22 protein-coding genes are annotated in these 20,453 nt (G+C 70.5%); 8 read left to right on the top strand and 14 right to left on the bottom strand.

Features of this window, described 5'->3' with window-relative positions; translation table 11 throughout:
• Window positions 1–16: 16 nt before the first annotated feature.
• From AB0G47_RS24600 to AB0G47_RS24610, 3 genes are read right to left on the bottom strand one after another with little or no spacing between them, the layout of a single operon-like run.
• Window positions 17–1,021: a methionine synthase gene (locus AB0G47_RS24600; RefSeq protein ID WP_360773673.1), complete on the bottom strand. Its 1,005-nt coding sequence runs from the start codon at window positions 1,019–1,021 to the stop codon at window positions 17–19.
• Window positions 1,018–1,707, bottom strand: a complete 690-nt coding sequence (locus tag AB0G47_RS24605; protein ID WP_360773676.1) for an SDR family oxidoreductase — start codon at window positions 1,705–1,707, stop codon at window positions 1,018–1,020. Before AB0G47_RS24605 ends, AB0G47_RS24600 begins: the two co-directional genes overlap by 4 nt.
• Before the next feature lie 31 nt (window positions 1,708–1,738).
• On the bottom strand, window positions 1,739–2,278 hold the full coding sequence (locus AB0G47_RS24610; RefSeq protein ID WP_360773679.1) for a TIGR00730 family Rossman fold protein: 540 nt from the start codon (window positions 2,276–2,278) through the stop codon (window positions 1,739–1,741).
• On the opposite strand from AB0G47_RS24610, the gene AB0G47_RS24615 reads away from it, so the two are divergent.
• Window positions 2,277–2,648, top strand: coding sequence for a DUF427 domain-containing protein (locus AB0G47_RS24615; RefSeq protein ID WP_360773681.1), 372 nt, complete (start codon window positions 2,277–2,279; stop codon window positions 2,646–2,648). The two genes, AB0G47_RS24610 and AB0G47_RS24615, sit on opposite strands and share 2 nt — an antisense overlap.
• On the opposite strand, the gene mnmA is transcribed toward AB0G47_RS24615, so the two are convergent.
• Window positions 2,645–3,778: a tRNA 2-thiouridine(34) synthase MnmA gene (gene mnmA, locus AB0G47_RS24620; RefSeq protein ID WP_360773683.1), complete on the bottom strand. Its 1,134-nt coding sequence runs from the start codon at window positions 3,776–3,778 to the stop codon at window positions 2,645–2,647. The two genes, AB0G47_RS24615 and mnmA, sit on opposite strands and share 4 nt — an antisense overlap.
• Window positions 3,779–3,839: 61 nt before the next feature.
• On the opposite strand from mnmA, the gene AB0G47_RS24625 reads away from it, so the two are divergent.
• Complete coding sequence (locus AB0G47_RS24625) at window positions 3,840–4,517, top strand: N-acetylmuramoyl-L-alanine amidase (RefSeq protein ID WP_360773686.1); 678 nt, start codon at window positions 3,840–3,842, stop codon at window positions 4,515–4,517.
• 13 nt (window positions 4,518–4,530) lie between these two features.
• On the opposite strand, the gene AB0G47_RS24630 is transcribed toward AB0G47_RS24625, so the two are convergent.
• From AB0G47_RS24630 to AB0G47_RS24645, 4 genes are all read right to left on the bottom strand, one after another.
• Window positions 4,531–5,820, bottom strand: a complete 1,290-nt coding sequence (locus AB0G47_RS24630; protein ID WP_360773688.1) for a cytochrome P450 — start codon at window positions 5,818–5,820, stop codon at window positions 4,531–4,533.
• Window positions 5,821–6,126: 306 nt separating this feature from the next.
• Window positions 6,127–7,290, bottom strand: coding sequence for a cysteine desulfurase family protein (locus AB0G47_RS24635; protein ID WP_360773882.1), 1,164 nt, complete (start codon window positions 7,288–7,290; stop codon window positions 6,127–6,129).
• Window positions 7,291–7,338: 48 nt separating this feature from the next.
• Window positions 7,339–7,623: a DUF4190 domain-containing protein gene (locus AB0G47_RS24640; protein ID WP_360773691.1), complete on the bottom strand. Its 285-nt coding sequence runs from the start codon at window positions 7,621–7,623 to the stop codon at window positions 7,339–7,341.
• Between the two features lie 29 nt (window positions 7,624–7,652).
• Window positions 7,653–7,823, bottom strand: coding sequence for a hypothetical protein (locus AB0G47_RS24645; protein ID WP_360773693.1), 171 nt, complete (start codon window positions 7,821–7,823; stop codon window positions 7,653–7,655).
• Window positions 7,824–7,941: 118 nt separating this feature from the next.
• On the opposite strand from AB0G47_RS24645, the gene AB0G47_RS24650 reads away from it, so the two are divergent.
• Together AB0G47_RS24650 and AB0G47_RS24655 are read left to right on the top strand one after the other, a co-directional pair.
• Window positions 7,942–8,562: a TetR family transcriptional regulator gene (locus tag AB0G47_RS24650; RefSeq protein WP_360773696.1), complete on the top strand. Its 621-nt coding sequence runs from the start codon at window positions 7,942–7,944 to the stop codon at window positions 8,560–8,562.
• A 10-nt stretch (window positions 8,563–8,572) separates the two neighbouring features.
• Window positions 8,573–9,430 carry an alpha/beta hydrolase gene (locus AB0G47_RS24655; protein WP_360773699.1) on the top strand — a complete coding sequence of 286 codons (858 nt, stop codon included), beginning with the start codon at window positions 8,573–8,575 and terminating at the stop codon, window positions 9,428–9,430.
• Here AB0G47_RS24655 and AB0G47_RS24660 read toward each other — a convergent pair.
• Window positions 9,375–10,379, bottom strand: a complete 1,005-nt coding sequence (locus AB0G47_RS24660; RefSeq protein ID WP_360773702.1) for a YafY family protein — start codon at window positions 10,377–10,379, stop codon at window positions 9,375–9,377. The two genes, AB0G47_RS24655 and AB0G47_RS24660, sit on opposite strands and share 56 nt — an antisense overlap.
• 129 nt (window positions 10,380–10,508) lie before the next feature.
• On the opposite strand from AB0G47_RS24660, the gene AB0G47_RS24665 reads away from it, so the two are divergent.
• From AB0G47_RS24665 to AB0G47_RS24680, 4 genes are all read left to right on the top strand, one after another.
• Complete coding sequence (locus AB0G47_RS24665) at window positions 10,509–11,105, top strand: TIGR03086 family metal-binding protein (protein ID WP_360773705.1); 597 nt, start codon at window positions 10,509–10,511, stop codon at window positions 11,103–11,105.
• Window positions 11,106–11,201: 96 nt separating this feature from the next.
• Window positions 11,202–12,107, top strand: coding sequence for a LysR family transcriptional regulator (locus tag AB0G47_RS24670; protein WP_360773708.1), 906 nt, complete (start codon window positions 11,202–11,204; stop codon window positions 12,105–12,107).
• Between the two features lie 102 nt (window positions 12,108–12,209).
• A complete protein-coding gene (locus tag AB0G47_RS24675) occupies window positions 12,210–12,782 on the top strand; it encodes a cysteine dioxygenase family protein (RefSeq protein ID WP_360773711.1) in 573 nt (190 codons plus the stop codon).
• Window positions 12,782–13,813, top strand: coding sequence for a putative sulfate exporter family transporter (locus AB0G47_RS24680; RefSeq protein WP_360773713.1), 1,032 nt, complete (start codon window positions 12,782–12,784; stop codon window positions 13,811–13,813). The genes AB0G47_RS24675 and AB0G47_RS24680 overlap by 1 nt, the downstream gene beginning before the upstream one ends.
• A gap of 239 nt (window positions 13,814–14,052) precedes the next feature.
• On the opposite strand, the gene AB0G47_RS24685 is transcribed toward AB0G47_RS24680, so the two are convergent.
• The 5 genes from AB0G47_RS24685 to AB0G47_RS24705 form a co-directional block, all read right to left on the bottom strand.
• A complete protein-coding gene (locus AB0G47_RS24685) occupies window positions 14,053–14,922 on the bottom strand; it encodes a thioesterase family protein (protein WP_360773716.1) in 870 nt (289 codons plus the stop codon).
• A 59-nt stretch (window positions 14,923–14,981) separates the two neighbouring features.
• Window positions 14,982–16,775, bottom strand: a complete 1,794-nt coding sequence (locus AB0G47_RS24690) for a coagulation factor 5/8 type domain-containing protein (protein WP_360773719.1) — start codon at window positions 16,773–16,775, stop codon at window positions 14,982–14,984.
• 167 nt (window positions 16,776–16,942) lie between these two features.
• Window positions 16,943–17,611, bottom strand: coding sequence for a trimeric intracellular cation channel family protein (locus tag AB0G47_RS24695; protein WP_360773722.1), 669 nt, complete (start codon window positions 17,609–17,611; stop codon window positions 16,943–16,945).
• A gap of 59 nt (window positions 17,612–17,670) precedes the next feature.
• On the bottom strand, window positions 17,671–19,062 hold the full coding sequence (locus AB0G47_RS24700; RefSeq protein ID WP_360773725.1) for a M1 family metallopeptidase: 1,392 nt from the start codon (window positions 19,060–19,062) through the stop codon (window positions 17,671–17,673).
• A 109-nt stretch (window positions 19,063–19,171) separates the two neighbouring features.
• Complete coding sequence (locus tag AB0G47_RS24705) at window positions 19,172–20,428, bottom strand: dipeptide ABC transporter ATP-binding protein (RefSeq protein WP_360773885.1); 1,257 nt, start codon at window positions 20,426–20,428, stop codon at window positions 19,172–19,174.
• Window positions 20,429–20,453 lie beyond the last annotated feature (25 nt).

A 20,453-nucleotide genomic window follows, 5' to 3' on the forward strand; every position in this document is an offset into this window, starting at 1 on the left:
GTTACGTCATACCCAATTACTCAGGGTTGTCCGCGAGTGATCTCGCCGCCCGGACACAATGGGCGAGCGCCGCGCGTGCGTACGCGGGAGAAGCCCCCGCGAGGCCGCACGACGGAGTGACCACGACCGACTCCGCAAGAGAACCCGGATTCAGCCCCAGCCTGCGCCACAGCGTCCTGACACCCATGACGCTACCGGCCGGGTCTGACAATCGGCCGTCCACGCCCGGCACGACACCGGCGAAGAGCTTCGTGCCCGCCTCGACGGCCTCTCCGATCGCCTCGTCGTCACGCTCGGTGAGGAGTGAGAAGTCGAACGAGACGGCGTCGGCGCCGGCCCGCCGCAGGAGTGCGAACGGGACATCGGGCGCGCAGGAATGCACGACGGCGGGCCCCCCGTCGACCCCCTGGACGCCGATGACGTCCCGCAGGGTGTTCTCGACGACCTGCCGGTCCACGGCGCGGTGGGTGCGGTACTCGCTTGCGGTCTTGATCTGCCCGCGCAGTACGGCGATGAGCGAGGGCTCGTCGAGCTGGAGCACCACCTGGGCGCCCGGGATGCGACGGCGTACGTCCGCGAGGTGGGCGCGCAGTCCCTCCGCCAGCGATCCGGCCAGGTCGCGGCAGGCGCCGGGGTCGGAGAGCGCGGCCTCGCCGTTCTTCAGCTCGAGGGCGGCGGCAAGCGTCCACGGCCCCACGGCCTGCACCTTGACCGGCCCCTCGTACCCCTGGGTGAACTCTTCGAGCGCGTCGAGGTCCTCGCCGAGCCACGCCCTGGCCCGCCGGGTGTCCCGTCCTGGCCGGTCGCCGATGCGCCAGCCGCTGGGCTCCACGCGCGCGTAGAGGTCGACGAGCAGCCCGGCGGTCCGCCCGATCATGTCGGCGCCGGGCCCCCGCGCGGGCAGTTCCGCCAGGTAGGGGAACGTCTCGAAGCTGCCGGTGACCGTCTTCGCGGCCTCGCGCGCGTCGCCGCCGGGCATGGACCCGACGCCGGTGGCCGGGCCGAAGCTGAACTCGCTCACCGTCCCGGCCGCACCGTCAGGTCGTTGATCTCCGCGTCACGCGGCAGGTCGAGTGCCGTCAGGATCGTGGTGGCCACCGACTCCGGGTCGACGAAACGGGAGGGGTCGTACTCCTTGCCCTCCTGCCGGTGGACCTTGGCCTGCATGGGGCTCGCCGTGCGGCCCGGGTAGACGGAGGTGACGCGGATGCCGTTGCCGTGCTCCTCGGCGCGCAGGGCGTCGGCGAGGGCCTTGAGGCCGTGCTTGGAGGCGGCGTAGGCGGACCAGTCGGCGTGCGCGTTCAGTCCTGCGCCCGAGTTCACGAAGACCACGTGCCCGTGGGCCAGTCGGAGCTGCGGCAGGAAGTGGCGGGTGAGCTCGGCGGGGGCGATGAGGTTCACGTTGAGCTGGTGGCGCCAGGACTTGGGGGTGAGATCGCCGACCCGGCCCAGGTCGACCACGCCCGCGATGTGCAGCAGGGAGTCCACCCGGTCGGGCAGGGCCTGGTGGCCGAACGCCCAGGAGAGCCTGTCCGGGTCGGAGAGGTCGCCCACGAGCGTGGCCGCTCCGGGGAACTGCGCCGCCAGGTCCTTGGCGCGGCCGGCGTCCCGTGCGTGCAGGACGAGGGCGTCGCCGCGTGCGTGAAGGCGGCGCGCGACGGCCGCGCCGATGCCGGAGCCCGCCCCGGTGATCACATGTGTAGCCATGGGCCCATGGTCCCACCCCGGCGGACGCGGCTCAGCGCGTGCCCATGGACTCCTCCAGGTAGGCGAGGGCGCCCACCGGCTCCTCGGCGAAGAAGACCAGCTCGGTCAGCGGCACCGGCAGGAATCCCTCGTCCTCCATCCGCCGGAACTGCTCCTTCAACCCGTCGTAGAAACCGGCCGAGTTGAGCAGGACCACCGGCTTGTCGGTCCTGCCGTGCTTCTTCAGTTCCAGGATCTCGGTCGCCTCGTCGAGCGTGCCCGTGCCGCCGACCATGATCACGACCGCGTCGGCCTTCTCCAGGAGCAGCGCCTTGCGTTCGGCGAGGTCCTTGGCGATCACCATTTCGTCGGCGTTCGTACGGGCCTTGGCCGCGAGGAAGTCGACCGATACGCCGACGAGGCGGCCGCCGGCCTCCTGCACGCCGTCGGCGACGACCTTCATCAGGCCACTCTCGGAGCCGCCCCACACCAGCGTGTGGCCGCCCTTGCCGAGCAGTTCGGCGAAGTCACGGGCGGGCCCGGTGTAGCGCTCGGGAAGGTCGGCCGCGGAGAGGAAGACACAGATGTTCATGGCTTCACGGTACGGTCCGAACCCCGGCCCCGAGAAGGAGACCACTGTGACCGCAGGACACGAGATCACCGTCGAACAGGGCACGGAGCACGTACGCGTGGTGCGCGATGGCCAGGTCGTCGCGGAGAGCCGGCGCCCCCTGCTGCTGCGCGAGACGGGCTACCCGGTGCGCTACTACCTCCCTCCGGAGGACGTCCGCACGGACCTGCTGACGCCTTCGGAGACCACCACCTACTGCCCCTTCAAGGGAACGGCCTCCTACTGGTCGCTCCCCGACGCGAAGGACGCGGTCTGGGCCTATCCGGAGCCGAAGGAAGCGGTGGCCCAGATCAAGGACCACCTCTGCTTCTACGAGGTGACGACCGACTAGGCCACCGCGGCGGCCCGCTCCGTGGCCGCGATCGTCGCCGACCCCACCACGCGCGTGCCGTCGTAGAGGACGACCGCCTGGCCGGGGGCCACGCCGCGTACGGGCTCGTCGAAGGAGACGTGCAGGGTGCCGTCGACGAGCTCGGCGGTCACCTCCGTCTCGCCGCCGTGGGCCCGCAGCTGCGCGGTGTACGTGCCGGGCCCGGAGGGGGCCACGCCGCACCAGCGGGGCTTGATGGCCGTCAGGGCCGTCACGTCCAGGGCGTCGGCCGGGCCGACCGTCACCGTGTTGTTCACGGGCGAGATGTCCAGGACGTAGCGGGGCTTGCCGTCGGGGGCGGGGGTGCCGATGCGCAGTCCCTTGCGCTGGCCGATCGTGTAGCCGTACGCGCCCTCGTGGGTGCCCAGCTTGTTCCCGTCGGCGTCCACGATGTCGCCCTCGGCCTTGCCCAGGCGGTCCGCGAGGAAGCCCTGGGTGTCGCCGTCGGCGATGAAACAGATGTCGTGGCTGTCGGGCTTCTTGGCGACGGCCAGGCCGCGCTCCTCGGCCTCCGCGCGGATCTCCTCCTTGGTGGTGACCGTGTCACCGAGGGGGAACATCGCGTGGGCGAGCTGGCGGTCGTCGAGGACCCCGAGGACGTAGCTCTGGTCCTTGGCCATGTCGGAGGCCCGGTGCAGTTCGCGGGTGCCGTCCTCGTGCGTGATCACCTTCGCGTAGTGGCCCGTGACGACCGCGTCGAAGCCGAGCGCGAGCGCCTTGTCCAGGAGCGCGGCGAACTTGATCTTCTCGTTGCAGCGCAGGCACGGGTTGGGAGTGCGCCCCGCCTCGTACTCGGCGATGAAGTCGTCGACCACGTCCTCGCGGAACCGCTCGGCGAGGTCCCAGACGTAGAACGGGATGCCGATGACGTCGGCGGCGCGGCGGGCGTCACGCGAGTCCTCGATGGTGCAGCAGCCTCGCGCGCCCGTGCGGAACGACTGCGGGTTCGCCGAGAGCGCCAGGTGCACTCCGGTCACGTCGTGCCCTGCTTCGGCGGCCCGGGCGGCGGCAACGGCGGAGTCCACGCCGCCGGACATGGCGGCGAGGACGCGAAGGGGGCGGGGGCGCTGCGGGGTCTGGGTCTCAGTCATAGCTCTAACAGGGTACGGGGCCGCGGGAACCAGGCGCCCGTGAGTAAGCGTTGACGATCACATGGGGGAAGAAAAGGACACGACGGCGGTGCAGAAGCCGGGGCGCCGGGGCGTCAATCGGCGGACGCTCCTGATCGGCGGCGCGGCGGCGGCCGTCGGCACGGCCGCGCTCGCCGCGGACGAGCTCGGCCGGCTGTGGTGGCGGCTGCCCGGCGTGGTCAAGAAGCGCAAGGAGGGCGAGGTCGACGCCAAGGGCGCGCAGTGGATCGCCGCGTCCGACTACAACTGGCGGCGCGCGGACCGGCCCGACGACTACGAGATCGACATGGTCGTCATCCACGTCGTCCAGGGCGGGTACGCGACGGCGCTGCGGGTGTTCAAGGATCCGGCGCACGGCGCGGCCGCGCACTACGTGGTGCGCAAGGACGGGCATGTCGCCCAGATGATCCGCGAGCTGGACGTCGCGTTCCACGCGGGGAACAGGAGCTACAACGAACGGAGCATCGGCATCGAGCACGAGGGCTTCGTCGACAAGAAGTCCTCGTTCACGGATGCCATGTACGCGTCGTCGGCGCGGCTCACGGCAGGAATCTGCAAGCGGTACGACATCCCCGTGGACCGGGAGCACATCGTCGGCCATGTGGAGGTGCCGGGCACGGACCACACCGATCCCGGTCCGCACTGGGACTGGGACCGGTACATACGGCTCGTGCGGGACGCCCGCACCGCCCTCGCCTGACTTCCGACCGCCATCACCGAAGGTGTACGGGCAGCGACTCCACGCCGTAGACGATCGACAGCTTGCGGAACGCGAGGTCGTCGGGGGCGACCGCCAGGCGCATCTCGGGGAAGCGCCGCACCAGGGCCGGGTAGGCGGCGCGCAGCTCCATGCGGGCCAGTTCGGCGCCGATGCAGCGGTGGATGCCGTACCCGAAGGCGAGATGCCCCGAAGCCTTGCGGTCCGGGTCGAAGCCGCCGCCGTCCGCGGTGTACTTGGCGTCGCGGTTGCCGCCGCTGAGGGAGCACAGCACCAGGTCGCCCTTGGGGATGCGCACCCCGGCTATCTCGATGTCCTCGCGGGCGAACCGCGGGAAGGCCACCTGGACGACGGTCAGATAGCGCAGCGCCTCCTCCACGAAGGGGGACGCGGCCGCGTCGTCGTCGCGCAGCCGTGCGGCGGCGTCGGGGTGCTGGAGCAGGAGCAGCGAGCCGAGGGCCAGCATGCTCGCGGTGGTCTCGAAGCCGCCGGTCAGGATGCCGTCGGCGAGGCCCGCGAGCTCCTCGTCGTCGACCGTGTCGCCGTGCTCCTTGACGATCATGCCGAGGAGCCCGTCGCCCGGGTTCTCGCGCTGCTTCTTGACGACGTCCCGGAAGTAGGACAGCGAGGCGGATATGGCGCCGAACGGCGCGGTCGCCCCGGCGAAGAGGTCGAAGCGCTCCATGGCCAGCTGCTGGAAGTCGTGGCGGTCCTCATAGGGCACGCCGAGCAGCTCGCAGATCGTGAGCGAGGGGATCGGCAGCGCGAAGGCCTCCACGAGGTCGACGGGCCCTTCGGACGCGGCCATCGCGTCCAGCCGCTCCTCGACGATGGCGTCGATCCGGGGCGTCAGGCGCCGCAGCCTGCGCATCGTGAACTCGGGCGTGAGGATGCGCCGCAGATGCGTGTGGACCGGGGGGTCGCTGAAGCCGAGGCCGCCGGGGTTCTGCTCCTCGGAGACGCCCGCGTTGCCCGCGAGGTTCGTGAAGTCGTTGCTGAACCCGTCGGTCTCGCCGAGCACGGCCTTGACCTCGTCGTAGCCCGTGACGACCCAGGCGTCCATGCCGAACGGCAGCGGCACCTGGTAGATCGGCTGCTCCGCCTGCTTGGCGGTGAGACCGGGCACCGGGTCGAGACCGTCGCGGCGCATCGGCGCGAGCAGCGGCTCGGGCAGCCGCGCGATCGTCGATGAGCTGATCCCGTTCCGCTGGATCCGGGACAGGTAGATGCGCCCGAGCCGCGCGGCGATACGAGAGCGGAGGTTCGCCTTCAATGTGAACTCCATGAGGGGGTCGTCGTGCAGCCCCGAACGCGCGGAGCGGACTCGCGAGCGGCAAGCATAGATCGGTGGAATGTCTGCGTCGTATCGCGCTCCGACGGTCGGCCACTTCCATATCCACCCAGAACGCCATCAACTCGGGCCGGATTCCAGGGTGGTTCCAAGGATGTGACCTATCCGGCTCCCGCTCGGTCCGCATCGGGCCGGATCGACGCGGAACCACACGGTTCGGCTCAATTCGGCCGGATACAGCCCCGTTCGGCCGGAGCGGATCCAGGGGGATCGAAGCGGATCGGATCGGATCGGGGCGGCCTAGCTCAGCCCCGCCGTCCGCGCCCGCTCCACCGCCGGGCCGATCGCCCGCGCCACCGCGTCGACGTCGGCCTTCGTGGAGGTGTGCCCCAGGGAGAAACGGAGCGTGCCACGGGCCAGGTCGGGGTCGGTGCCGGTGGCGAGCAGGACGTGGCTGGGCTGGGCCACGCCCGCCGTGCACGCCGAGCCGGTGGAGCACTCGATGCCCTGGGCGTCGAGCAGCAGAAGCAGGGAGTCGCCCTCGCAACCGGCGAAGGTGAAGTGCGCGTTGGCGGGCAGCCGGTCGACGGGGTCGCCCCCGAGGATCGCCTCCGGAACCGCCGCGCGCACCGAGGCGACCAGTTCGTCGCGCAGGGCGCCGATCTCGCGGGCGAACCACTCGCGCTGGGCGGCGGCGTGCTGTCCCGCCACGGCGAACGCGGCGATCGCGGGCACGTCCAGCGTCCCGGAACGCACATGGCGCTCCTGCCCGCCGCCGTGCAGGACGGGGACGGGGCTGTACTCGCGGCCGAGGAGCAGCGCGCCGATGCCGTACGGACCGCCGATCTTGTGGCCGGACACGGTCATCGCGGCGAGCCCGGACGCCCCGAAGTCGACGGGCACCTGCCCGAAGGCCTGCACCGCGTCGGCATGCAACGGAATGTCGAACTCCGCTGCCACGTCGGCCAGTTCGCGGATCGGCTGGATCGTGCCGATCTCGTTGTTGGCCCACATGACGGTGGCGAGCGCGACATCGGCGGGGTCGCGCTCGATCGCCTCGCGCAGGGCTTCGGGGTGCACGCGCCCGTACCGGTCGACGGGGAGGTACTCGACGGTGGCACCCTCGTGTTCGCCGAGCCAGTGCACGGCGTCCAGGACGGCATGGTGCTCGACGGGGCTCGCGAGCACACGGGTGCGCGCGGGTTCGGCGTCGCGCCGGGACCAGTAGAGGCCCTTCACGGCGAGGTTGTCCGCCTCGGTGCCGCCCGCGGTGAAGACGGTCTCGCTGGGGCGCGCGCCGAGCGACTCGGCGAGCGTCTCGCGGGCCTCCTCGACGGTGCGTCGCGCCCGGCGCCCAGCGGCATGCAATGAGGAGGCGTTGCCGGTGACGGCGAGCTGGGCGGTCATCGCCGCGATCGCCTCCGGAAGCATCGGAGTGGTCGCTGCGTGGTCGAGGTAGGCCATGGTGCGCACGATTCTACGAGCCATGGCACCGCCCGCGTCCAAGCGGTGTCAGCCGGCGAGACCCCACGACACGGTGTTGTCCATGGACATGAGCGCGGCGAGGACGACGAGATCGGCCACGCCGAGCCCGAGGCCGAGCAGGGCACGCCCCTTCCGGCTGGTGCCGCGCAGCAGCGCGAGGCCGGCGAGGACGATCGCGACGGGACCGAGGAAGAGATTGAGGACGAGCAGCCCGAGCAGGCCGAGCACGAACGAGGCGACGGCCATCCCGTCGGCCTCGCGCCGGGCTGCCGGGGCGGTAACCGTGCTGGTGCGAGTGCTGGTGAGTTCCATGGTGCGACTCCTTGCAGGTGTCGTACGGATCAGTGGTGGCTCGGGTGCGAGCGGTGCTGCCCACGGCGCTCGCGGATCGCGAACACCAGGAGCCATACGCCGATGACAGCCGCGGCGACGAGGGTGACGGGCAGCGGCGCGTGCGCCACGGAGCCCATGGCGACGCCGAGCAGAAGAAGAGCGGCGACGAGGAACAGCATGGGATGCCTCTCGTGTGAGATTTCGGTGAACATTTGTGGTTACAACTGTTCACTGACTTGGGAGTCTACTACTCCCACCGGCTTCCCAATCTCAGAGAACAGTTGTTAACTGCATGGCATGAGTCACACTCTCGGCATCCGGCAGGCCCAGAAGCAGAAGACCCGGCAGGCCCTCCTCGACGCGGCGCTCCAGCTGCTCGAGGAGCAGAGCCTGAGCAGCCTGGGCCTGCGCGAGGTCACCCGTGCCGTGGGCGTGGCACCCACCGCCTTCTACCGGCACTTCCGCGACATGGACGACCTGGGCGTGGCCCTGGTCGAGGAGGCACTCGGCAGCCTGCACACGACTCTCTCCGCACTGCTCTCGGCGACCGGTGACGGCGAGGAACGCATCGCGGCAGCGGTCGAGTTGATCGTCACCTATGTGCGCACGCACCCCGCCCACGTCCGCTTCATCTCCCGCGAGCTGCACGGCGGCGTACAGGCGGTGCGGTCCGCCATCGGCGATCAACTCGCCCTGTTCGCACAGGAGGTGAAGGACCAGTTCGCCCAGGAGCCGGAGGCGGCGGGCTGGGACGACGACGACCTCCTGATGCTGGCCGGTATGTACGTCGACCACATGGTGATGACCGCGTCCGCACTCCTGGAAGCGGCACCCGACGCCCAGGAGCGGGTCGCGGACCGGGCCCGCCGCCAGTTGCGCCTGGTGTCCATCGGACGCCACCACTGGCTGGACGACTAGCCTTGCGCCCATGACGACCGACCGTGACTGGACGCTCGACCACACCTTCGCGGGACCGACCGGCGCCGTCCGCTGGACCGCCGTCGGCCCCGAGGACGCACCACCGGTCGTCCTGGTCCACGGCACTCCCTTCTCGTCGTACGTGTGGCGCGGCGTCGCCCGCGCGCTCTCCGGCGAACACCGCGTGTACGCCTGGGACTTGCCGGGCTACGGCACCTCGGAGATGACCGCGGGGCAGGACGTGTCCCTGGCCGCGCAGGCCCGCGTCCTGACCGGACTCCTGGCCCACTGGGGCCTGCGGCGGCCCGCCGTCGTGGCGCATGACTTCGGGGGCTGCGTGGCCCTGCGCGCGCACCTCCTGCACGGCGCCCGCTACGACCGCCTCGCCGTCGTCGACCCGGTGGCGCTCGCTCCCTGGGGCTCCCCCACCTACCGCCTGCTCGGCGCGCACGCCGACGTCTTCGCCCAGCTGCCGCCCGCCCTGCACGAGGCGCTGGTACGGGAGTACGTCGCATCGGCGAGCCACCGCGGGCTGCACCCTGCGGTGCTCGACCGGCTCGTCGAGCCCTGGTGCACGGACGAGGGCAGGCCCGCCTTCTACCGGCAGATCGAGCAGAACGACCAGCGGTTCACCGACGAGATCCAGGGCCGGTACGGGGAGTTGGCGCTGCCCGTCCTCATCTGCTGGGGCACCGACGACACTTGGATCCCCGTCCGGCGCGGCCATGAGCTGGCCAAGCTGATCCCCGGCGCCGAGCTGCGCCTGATCGAGGGCGCGGGACATCTCGTACAGGAGGACGCGCCCGCCGAACTCACCGGCGAGCTGAGCCGTTTCCTGCGTCCGGAACGTCCCGGTACAGCTCCGTGACGGCCGCGGCGGCCTGTGCCAGCTCCGCGCGCGCCTCGGGCGGCGAGAGGACTTCCACTCCGTCGGCGAACGGAAGCAGCGTACGGACCTCGCCCAGGACTCCGTACCCGAGACGGACAGTGATCCACTCGCTCTCCCCGTCGTCCTCGGGGTGTGCGGCGACCCGATGGCCGTTGAGGCGCAGGAACAGCGCGAAGCGGTCCCGTGCCACCCGCGCCGTCACGTCGACGCCGACCGGACGGTCCTCGACCTGACGCTTCAACACCCCCCAGATGTCGGCCAGTTCGATGCCGGGACGGCGCTTGACGGGCGCGTCCGTGCGGGTCGCCGACTGCACACGGTCGGCGCGGAACAGCTGCGGGGCGCCGCGCCGGTCCGCGACCAGATACCAGACGCCCGCCTTCGACACGAGGCCGTAGGGGTCCACGGTGTAGGTGCTCGGCTCCGCGTCGCCGCTGTGCCGGTAGCGAAGGCGCAGCCGCCGGTCGGCGAAGACGGCGTCCTGCAGCACGTCCAGGTCGACCACGGCGGGACCGGACCCGCGGGCTCCCGGCATCCAGCGCGCCGAGTCGACGAGAATCCGACGGCTCGTCAACTCTGCGGCGGGACGGTGCGGTTCGGGCAGCGCGGCCATGACCTTGCGCAGCGCGGAGCCGAGCGCCGCGTCGAGTCCGAGCGCGGCGTGCGCGCCCTGCGCGGCGAGGATGAACAGGGCCCGCGACTCGTCCTGCGTCAGCCCCGTGACGTCCGTACGGAAGCCGGGAAGCAGCGCGATGCCGCCGTGCCGGCCGCGCTCGGCGTACACCGGGACGCCGGACGAGGACAGCGCCTCGATGTCGCGGTAGATGGTGCGTACGGAGACTTCGAGGCGGTCGGCCAGTTCATGCGCGGGGACCTGGCCGCGGGTCTGGAGCAGCAGCAGGATCGAGAGGAGCCGGTCGGATTTCACGTCGCCAAGGATGACGGAAAAAGCTGACGGCAGGTGTCAGGTTATGCGGCGAGAGTCTCCTCCGTCAGCGGCGGCCGCGCGATGGGCGCGCCGCACAGAGACCGAACCGACGGACGAAAGAAGTCAGCCATGAACGCCTCCCCCGACCCCCGCCCCGTCTTCGCCCGCGCCACCGAGCAGATCGCGACGCTCATCGCCACCGTGCGCCCCGAGCAGCTCGACGCCGCCACGCCCTGCGACGAGTACGACGTACGCAGGCTCCTCTCGCACATCGTCGGCGGCACCCGGCGCATCCAGGTCGTCGGTGAGGGCGGCGACGGTCTCGCGGTCACGTCGTTCGCCGACGACGTGCCGGACGACGGCTTCGGCGCCGCCTACGAGAAGGTCAGGGCGGCCACGCTGGACGCCTGGGCGGACGACGCGCGCCTCGACGCGCCGGTGCGGGTGCCGTGGGGCGACGCTCCGGGGCGGATCGCGCTCTCCGGATACGTGATGGAGTCCGTGACCCACACCTGGGATCTGTCCGAGGCGCTCGGGCGGCCGCTCGAACTCGACCAGGAACTGGCGCGGTTCGCGCTGGCCTTCGCGCACCAGGCGCTGCCCGCGGAGCGACGTGGCGAGGGTGTGCCGTTCGGCACGGTGCAGGAGGCACCCGAAGGGGCGGACGCCTATGGGGAGTTGGCGGCCTGGCTCGGGCGCGTGCCGCTTGCGAGCGCGGCCGACTGATCCTGTCTGGATCCGGACACCGGCCGATCCAGAAGGCATCCAAAAGGCCGGGGAACGCCCTGTCCGCGCATCCCAAATCCTGCTTATGATTCAGGCGTGTTCGATTCACGGCACATCAGATCGTTCCATGAAGTGGTGCGCACCGGCTCCTACTCCGCCGCCGCCCGCTCGCTCGGCTATACGCAGCCCGCGATCACCCAGCAGATGAAGGCGCTCGAACGGTCCGTCGGCACGGTGCTTTTCACGCGGGTCGGCCGGCGCATGCGGCTGACCGAGGCGGGTGAGGCGCTGTCCCGGCACGCGGGGATCATCCTCGGCAACATCAGCGCAGCCCAGCAGCAGATGAACGCGATCACGGGCCTGCGCACCGGGCGGGTACGCGTCTGCGCCTTCCCCAGCGCCACCGCGACCCTCATCCCCGAGGCGCTCGCCCGGCTCGCGGCAGGACATCCCGGCGTACGCGTCGAACTGCAGGAGAACGAACCGCCCGAGTCGCTCCAGCGGCTCGTGAACGGCGACTGCGACATCACGCTGGCCTTCCACTATCCCGGACTGCACGAGGCCGTTCCGGCGGAGGTGGTGGAAATCCCGCTCATGGAGGACCAGTTGACGGTCCTCCTGCCGTCCCGGCACCCGCTCGCGCGGCGCCGTTCGGTGAAGCTCGCCGATCTCGCCGGGGAGCGCTGGATCGCGGGCTGTCTGCGCTGTCGCGCCAACTTCCTGCACGAGTGCGCCGAGCAGGGCTTCGCCCCGGACATCGCGTTCACCACGGACGACAATCTCGTCATCCAGAGCCTGGTCGCCGAGGGCCTCGGCATCGCGATGATGCCGGGCCTTGTCCTCAACTTCCTGCGGCACCGCGATGTGACGGGACGCGCGCTCGATCCGGCGTCGCGGCGGCAGGTCTCGGCGTACGCGCTCCGGGAGCATCTGCGGATCCCGGCGACGGCACTGGTCCTTGACGAACTGAAGGCGGTGGCGGCGAACAGGATGGGGTGCTGAGGGCACGGCAGCGCTCGCAAGCAGCGATCCATAAGCAGGAGTTGGGGTACCGCTTAACAACTGTCGTTGGACGTGATGGATGGGCGGCAGGACGCTGCCCGTATGAGTACCTCCACCACCGCGTACCGAGCCGACCGCACCACCGAACGCCTCGACGCCCTCGTCGCCGACATACGCGAGGCCGTCGGCCGCGGGTTACCGCCGGACCTGACGGCGCACCTGGTCGGCGAATGTCTCGCCCCGCACATCACCTCCGCCGACCTGCTCACGGACAGGCAGCGCGAGGGCGACCCCGAGCGCTACCGGCAGCATCTGCTGCACGCCGAGCACGACGGCAGCTTCTCCGTGGTCGGCCTCGTCTGGCTGCCGGGGCAGCACACGCCCGTCCACGACCACGTCTCCTGGTGCGTGACCGGCGTCCACGAGGGCGCGGAGCACGAGCGGCGCTACCGCCTGGTCCCGGCGGCCGCGCCCGGCGGCGCGGCGCGGCTCGTCGCCACGGAGGACCTGGTCAACCTGCGGGGCACGGTCTGCGGATTCGCGCCGCCCGGCGACATCCACCGGGTGTGGAACGGTGGTACGGAGACGGCGATCTCCCTCCATGTGTACGGCGCCGACATCTCCCGCCTCGGCACCAGCGTGCGCCGGGTGTACGAGCTGCCGGCCGACCGCTGATGACGCTCCTTGGCCAGCGGCCGCGCGGAGTGGCGCCGGCCGCGGGCCGCCCGCTGCCGGGGCTCGCCCTGGCCGCGCTCGGTGTCGCGGCGGCCGGTGCGGTGCACGCGCTGCTCCCCGCCGTGCCGATGCTGACGGCGGCGGTGGTGCTCGGCCTCGCGGCGGCGCATGTGCCGGGTGTGCGCGCTGTCGTACGAGGCCGGGGCAAGGCCGGGCTCTCCCTCGCCGGAAAGCGGCTGATGCGGCTCGGCGTCGTCCTGCTGGGCCTGAAGCTGAGCCTGGACGATGTCCTTGGCCTCGGCTGGGCGACGGTGGTGATGGTGCTCGGGGTGGTCGCTGCGACGTTCTTCGGCACGTGGTGGCTCGGCCGCCGGATGGGGCTGCCCGGCGATCAGCCGCTCCTGATCGCCACCGGCTACTCGATCTGCGGCGCGTCGGCGATCGGGGCGGTCAGCGAGGTGACGGAGAGCGAGGAGCGGGACGCGGCGGTCTCGGTGGCGCTCGTGACGCTCTGCGGGACGCTGGCCATCGCCGTACTCCCGTTGCTTCAGGGGCCGTTGGGGCTCAGCGACGCGGAGTTCGGCCGGTGGGCCGGGGCGAGCGTGCACGATGTGGGGCAGGTGGTGGCCACCGCGCAGACCGCCGGGGCGGGGGCGCTGGGTGACGCGGTCCTCGTGAAGCTGATGCGGGTGGCGGTGCTTGCGCCGCTGGTGGCTGCGGTGGGGCTCTCCCTGCGGGCACGGTCCGCCGCGCGCGGGGCGGGGAAGCGGCGCCCGCCGGTGGTTCCGTTGTTCGTGGCGGGGTTCATCGGGATGGTCGCGGTACGGAGCACGGGCTGGGTCCCCGGTTCCGTACTGGACCTGGCGGGCCACGCCCAGGAACTGCTCCTGGCCGCGGCCCTGTTCGGGCTCGGGGCCGCGGTGGACTTGCCGTCGCTCACCCGTACTGGGGGGCGGGTGGCGGCGCTTGGGCTGTGTGCGTGGGTGGTGGTGGCGGGGGTTTCGTACGTGGGCGTGCTGTGGGTGGGCTAGGGGGTTTCCTTTCCCCAAGCCCACCCCTACCCGAATCCCTTCCGGCTCCGCCGGCCGCGAGGTGGCCGACAATCACCGGCTCCGCCGAGTTCGTCCTCAAACGCCGGACGGGCTGAAAAGAGAACTGCAGCCGGGCCGGAGGGCCCACCCACGGGGGGGAAGACCTACTGACGGGGTGGGCGGGCAACTTCGGGGCAATCGGGTGGGCGGGCGGGAAAGATCCGCCGCGAAGCGGCGGTTCAGGAAAGGCGGACCCGGGCCAGCTGGCGCGACTGGGCGACCAGGCGGTCCTCCGTGTCCCAGACCTCCGCGTCCTCCTCCAAGAAGCCGCCGGCCAGGTTGCGCGTGGTGATGGAGACCCGGAGCGGACCCGGTGCGGGGCGGCAGCGGATGTGGGCGGTGAGTTCGACCGTCGGGACCCAGCCGGAAAGGCCCAGCTCAAAGGCCGTCGGCGGCAGCGCGTCCACCGCGAGCAGCAGCGAAAGCGGATCCGCGTCGCGGCCGTCCGCGAGGCCGAACCAGGCCCGCATCTCCCCCTTGCCGGACGGCTGCCCGAGGGCCCACCCCAAGGTGGCCGGATCCAGCTTCAGGAAGAGCCGGTCACTGATCGCCGAGCTGCCGGGCACGGGCATGTTGTCCGGCGCGTCCTGCGGACCGAAGCACTGCTCCAGCGGCGGCAGCGAAGGCGGCTTCGCCGAGGTCCTGACGTCGTCCGGCAGTGCGCCCAGATCCCCGTAGGAGGCGAGCACGCGGATCCGCTCCACCTCGCGCCCCTCCTCGTCGTACTGGAAGAGCGAGGCCTGCCCGGTGGACAGCGTCCGCCCGCCGCGCACCACGTCCGTGCGGATCACCGCGGGGCCCGGCTGCGACGCCGTCAGATAGTGCGCGGAGATCGTGAAGGGGTCCGCGTGCGGCAGCGCGTCACCGAGTGCGCGGCCGATCGCCGCGAGGAGATAGCCGCCGTTGACGGCGCTGATGATCGTCCACCCCGCGGAGAGCTCGATGTCGTAGACGCCGGGCTCCCGCCGGGTGACCGCGGTGTCGCGGTCGAACTCGCTGTCGCCGATGCTCGCGGGCACCGCTGCCGGTATGGATGCTGCCTCTGCCATGCCAGCAACGTACAACATGAAATTACTGAGCGGTAGCTTTTTCTGCCGGACCAGTACCGCTAGGGGTAGCTCACCAGATTCGCCACATTGTTCTGCGCGTCCGAAGGCCCGCCCGTCCCGTTGATCACGTGATGGATCGTGCCCGTGCCGCCCAGCGACACCGTCACCATGTCGTGGAACCGCACCCCGTCCCGCTGCGGCACCTCGAAGGCGTGCTCGGCCGCGACGGACTTGCTGACATTGAAGAAGCAGTAGGAGCCGAGCCCCCACGCCTCGTGCTGCGTGACCGAGTCGGCCACCTTGTACGCGGCGTATCCCTTCGTGCCGCCGTTCATCCAGGCCGCCTGGTCCGGCGGGTCGTACGGCATCTCGTTCTGGTAGAAGTACGTCCGGCCGCCCTCGCCGTTCCAGATCGTCTGATGCTTCTGGTAGTGCTCGACGAACAGGCCGTACATCGTCACGTCGTCGCCGTTCACGACCAGGCCCGTGTCCGCCGTGTTCGTGTTCCAGCCGACGCCGTCGCCGTGGTCGGCCCGCCAGATCCAGGTGTGGTCGCCGATGACGTCCGAGCTGTTGACGACAAGGCTCTTTGTCGCCTTGCCCACGGCCGCTCCCCCGACCCTGAAGTAGACGTCGTGCAGGGAGGTCGGATTGGCGGCATGGTCCGCGTTCGCACCCTCGCCGCCGACCTCCATCAACGTGTCCGAGTTCGCCGTCCCCGCGTCGAAGAGGACCCCCGCCACCTTCACGCCGTCCACGTCGGCGACGGTCATCGCCGTCCGCCCGCCGTCCGGGATGAAGGTGGCGAGGCCGAGACCGAGTACGACCGTGTCGGGCCTGGTCACCTTCAGGGTCTGGTCGAGGTGGTAGACCCCCGGCGTCACCAGGAGGTTCTTGCCGTCCGCGAGCGCGCCGTTGATGTCGGACGCGCTCGCGCCCGGCTTCACGACGTAGAAGTCGTCGATCGGCAGGGACTCGCCCGCCGGGGCGCCGCCGGACCAGCTGGTGCCGCTGCTGTCCTTGCGCACACCGGGCACGAACACCTTGTAGGCGTCGCCGTCGTCGACGTACAGGAAAGGCTTCTCGCGCGATACGGGGGTCTGATCGACCCTGGTGTAGGGCGGGTTGGGGAAGTCGCCCGCGGGCGCGTTCTTCGCGCCGACGAACACCATGTTCCAGTTGGAGCCCTGCCAGCCGCCCCAGTCGGTGTTGCGGGACAGCCACTGCTGCTGCGAGCCGGAGTCGACCTGCCCGTCGACCTTGGTGTCGGCGAGCAGTCCGCCGCTCGACCAGCCGCCGTCGTCGAGCCGCAGATCGCCCTTCAGATGCATGCGCCGATAGGGCGCGGCCTGCGACACCGCCCAGCGGTCCTCCCCGGCCTTCGGGGTCACGGCGAGGTTCTCCGCGCCCCGCCAGAAGTTCTGGGTGGCGTTGCCCTGGAACCAGTCGGCCTCGGCGTGCACCGCGCCGTTGATGCCGGTGTCGTCCGGGGAGAGGCCGAGCCCGGCGATCTGCGTGTAGAAGCCGATGTTCGCGTCGATGTCGTCGTACGAACCGGGCTTGAAGAGCAGCGCGCGCCGCTCGCCGCCGAACTGGTTGGTCTCCTGCTGCTTGAACACCTCGTCGAGGCGGCCCTGGATGGTGTCGTGCGACATCGACGGGTCGAAGATGTCGACGTTCGGGCCGAGGTCGGGGGCGTCGGCGGCGACGGTCGCGGTCGTGCGCTTCGACGTCGCGGGGGCCTGACCTGCGTCGGCGCTCTGGATCGTGATGAGCCCGAGCGTGCCCGCGGCGAGTGCGAGCGCGGCGGCCATCGGGAGGGCGCGACCGCGCCTTCTGCGGGGGAGATTCATGGGGCCTTCCAGAACGTGGGGGGGAAGGGAAGGTTGGTCCAGACTTAATTCAGTGCTTGAGTTAACTCGTGAGGAAGTAACGCGTCAAGGGGCCAGGAGGGGCCGATGGCGTTCAACTAGTGGAGGAGTGCGGGCAGTTGGTGACGCGGCAGCACCACGCGCCGCTCCTACGCCCCGTCCTCCGCCTCCACCGCCGCCGAACGACGGTGCCAGGCCCGCGGCGCACGCCAGTGGTAGCGCATCGCGAGCAGCCGCAGGACGAACGCCGTGACCACGGCGAGGCCGCTGGTGAAGCCGTTCACCATGTCGTAGTTGATGCAGAGCGCGACCATCGCGGAGCCGACGATCGCGGGCACGGCGTACAGATCGCGGTCCCAACGCACCAGCGACGGCACCTCGTTGGCGATGATGTCGCGCAGTACGCCGCCGCCCACCGCGGTGGCCAGACCCAGGGCCGCCGACGCGGTGAGGCCGAGGCCGTAGTCGTACGCCTTGGTGGTGCCGGTGACGCAGAAGAGGCCGAGCCCCGCCGCGTCGAAGACGTTCACCGCGACCTGGGTGCGCTCCACCTCGGGGTGCAGGAAGAACACCAGGGCGGCGGCGAACAGCGGGGTGATGAAGTACCCGAGGTCGGTGAACGCGGCGGGCGGCACCGCCCCGATGACCAGGTCCCGCAGGATCCCTCCGCCCAGGGCGGTGACCTCGGCGAGCACGGCGATGCCGAAGACGTCGAAGTTCTTGCGTACGGCGAGCAGGGCGCCGGAGATCGCGAAGACGAAGATCCCGACGATGTCGAGCGCGTGCTGGACGGAGGGACTGAACAGATCCTGAATCACGCGACATTCTTACCTGCCCGCCGACACCGGCCCGACGAGGCCCGGCCTACAGGGCTGGCTTACAGGGCTGGCTTGCCCTTCGTGAACAGCCACGTCTCGAAGAGCCCGTCGAGCTGCTTGCCCGAGATCCTCTCGGCGAGCCGGATGAAGTCGGCGGTGTTCGCGTTCCCGTACCGGTTCTGCTGGGTCCAGGCCGGGAGCAGCTTGAAGAACGCCTTGTCACCGATGCGCTCGCGCAGGACCTGGAGCGTCATCGCGCCGCGCTGGTAGACGGCGGAGGCGAACATCGTGTCGCGCTGCGGGTCGCCGACGACCGTCTGCCAGAAGGGCGCGTCGGCGGGGCGCGAGTCGTACCCCGCGATGAAGGAGTCGTGGGCCGAGCGGATGCCCTTGTGCTCGCTCCACAGCCACTGGGAGTAGGTCGCGAAGCCCTCGTTGAGCCAGATGTCGTTCCACTTCTCCGGCGTGACCGAGTCGCCGAACCACATGTGGGCCAGCTCGTGGGCGATGGTCGACTCGCTGCGGATGGCGGAGTAGACCGGCTTGGTCTGGGTCTCGAGCGAGAAGCCGGCCTGCGGCATGTCGTCGACGATCGCGCCGGTCTCCTCGAAGGGGTAGGGACCGAAGACCTTCGACCAGTAGTCGGTGATCTCGGCCGTGACGCCGTACACGTCGACGTTGTTGCTGTTCTCGAGGACGGGGTCGATGGCGACGTAGATCGGGGTCCCCGCCGGGGTCTTGCCCTGCTTCACGTCGAACTTCCCGATCGTGGCGGTGGCGAGGTAGGTCGCCATCGGCTTGGACTCGCGCCAGTGGGCGACGGTCTGGCCGCCCTTGTCGTACGTGTCGACGAGGCGGCCGTTGGAGACCCCGGTGAGCCCCTTGGGGGCCTTGATGCGGATGTCGAAGGCGGCCTTGTCCCCCGGGTGGTCGCTGGACGGGAACCAGGTCGACGCGGCATTGGGCTCGCAGGCGACGAAGACTCCGTCGGTGGTCTTCATCCAGCCGTAGTCGGAGCCGAAGACGATGGGGCCGCTCAGCGGCTCGGGGACGCCGCCGTAGGTGACGGTCACGGTGAACGTCTTGTGCTTGCGCAGGTGGTCGCGCGGGCTGATGCGGATCTCGTCGCCCTCGCGTGTGAAGTGCGCCCGTCTTCCGTTCACCTCGATTCTCGTCACCTCCAGCTTCTGGAGGTCGAGGTCGAAGGAGGAGAGGTTCTGGGTGGCGCGCGCGGTGATCGTGGTGCGGCCGTCGAGGCGGTCGGTGTCAGGGTTGTACGCCACGTCGAGGCCGTAGTGGCGTACGTCGAATCCGCCGTTGCCGAGCTGCGGGAAGTACGGGTCGCCGACGCCGTCCGAGCCGGGGTGCGGTGCGGGTGCGGCGGCGATCAAGCAGAAGGAGGCAGTGGCTGTGGCCAGTGCCCCCAGACGTGCCGAACGGGAGAGTGCCATGAGTCATCCCTTTCGCGCGTGTTCCGATGAAACGGACACGCAGACTCTGCACTCTCCCGTATGGGCGTGTACATGACCTGGTGACTGATTTTTACCAAGTCATCAGGAGCTACTGGTCAGTTGACGCCTGACCCTTGGCTTCCATTTCCGGGGCATCCTTCGAGACGGTCTCGGGGGTTTCGTCCTTCGAGGTGGCCTCGGGAGCTTCGTCCTTCGACACGGTCTTGACCTCCGCAGCCGGCGCCGGCTCCTCTTCCGCCGTCTCCTCCGCCTTGCTCACCACCGACACCACCTCGATCGCCTCCTTGGCGACCTGCAGCAGCTTGGTGTCCTCGGGCGCCTGGTCCTCGGCGTTCTCCGGGTGGTGGCACGCCACCTGGTGGCCCGTCTCCAGGGTGATCAGCGGCGGCTCCGTCTTCGCGCAGAGCTCCGTCGCCTTCCAGCACCGCGTGTGGAAGCGGCAGCCGGTGGGCGGGGAGATCGGCGACGGGACGTCACCGCGGAGCAGGATGCGCTCGCTCTTGACCCCGCGCCGCTTGGGGTCGGGCACCGGCACCGCGGAGAGCAGCGCCTTGGTGTACGGGTGCATCGGCTTGGTGTAGAGGTCCTTGCGGTCCGCGAGCTCCACGATCTTGCCGAGGTACATCACCGCAATGCGGTCCGAGACGTGCCGGATGACCGAGAGGTCGTGCGCGATGATCACGTACGTCAGACCGAGCTCGTCCTGGAGGTCGTCCAGGAGGTTGACCACCTGCGCCTGGATGGAGACGTCCAGGGCGGAGACGGGCTCGTCGGCCACGACCAGCTTGGGCCGCAGCGCGAGCGCGCGGGCGATGCCGATGCGCTGGCGCTGACCGCCGGAGAACTCGTGCGGGTAGCGGTTGTAGTGCTCGGGGCTGAGCCCCACGCGCTCCAGCATCTCCTGTACGTGCTTCTTCAGGCCGCCCTCGGGCTTGACGCCCTGCAGCTTGAACGGCGCACCGACGATCGTGCCGATGGTGTGCCGCGGGTTCAGCGACGAGTACGGGTCCTGGAAGATCATCTGGACGTCGCGGCGCAGCGGCCGCATCTTGCCGGTGCCCAGGTGCGTGATGTCCACGCCCTCGAACTCCACGCGGCCCGCGGTCGGTTCGAGCAGGCGGGTGATCAGCCGGCCCATCGTCGACTTGCCGCAGCCCGACTCGCCCACGACGCCGAGCGTCTCACCGGGGCGTACGTCGAAGCTGAGACCGTCGACGGCCTGCACCGCCGCCACCTGGCGCTGCAGCAGCCCCTTCTTGATGGGGAAGTGCTTCACCAGGCCTTCGACCTTGAGCAGCGGCTCGGGAGACTCCGGAGAGCTCTTCGACTGCGCCGGGATCGTCATCTCCTGGCCCTTGCCCTTCACCGGA

The organism is Streptomyces sp. NPDC021622, from assembly GCF_040640795.1.
GTDB lineage: Bacteria > Actinomycetota > Actinomycetes > Streptomycetales > Streptomycetaceae > Streptomyces.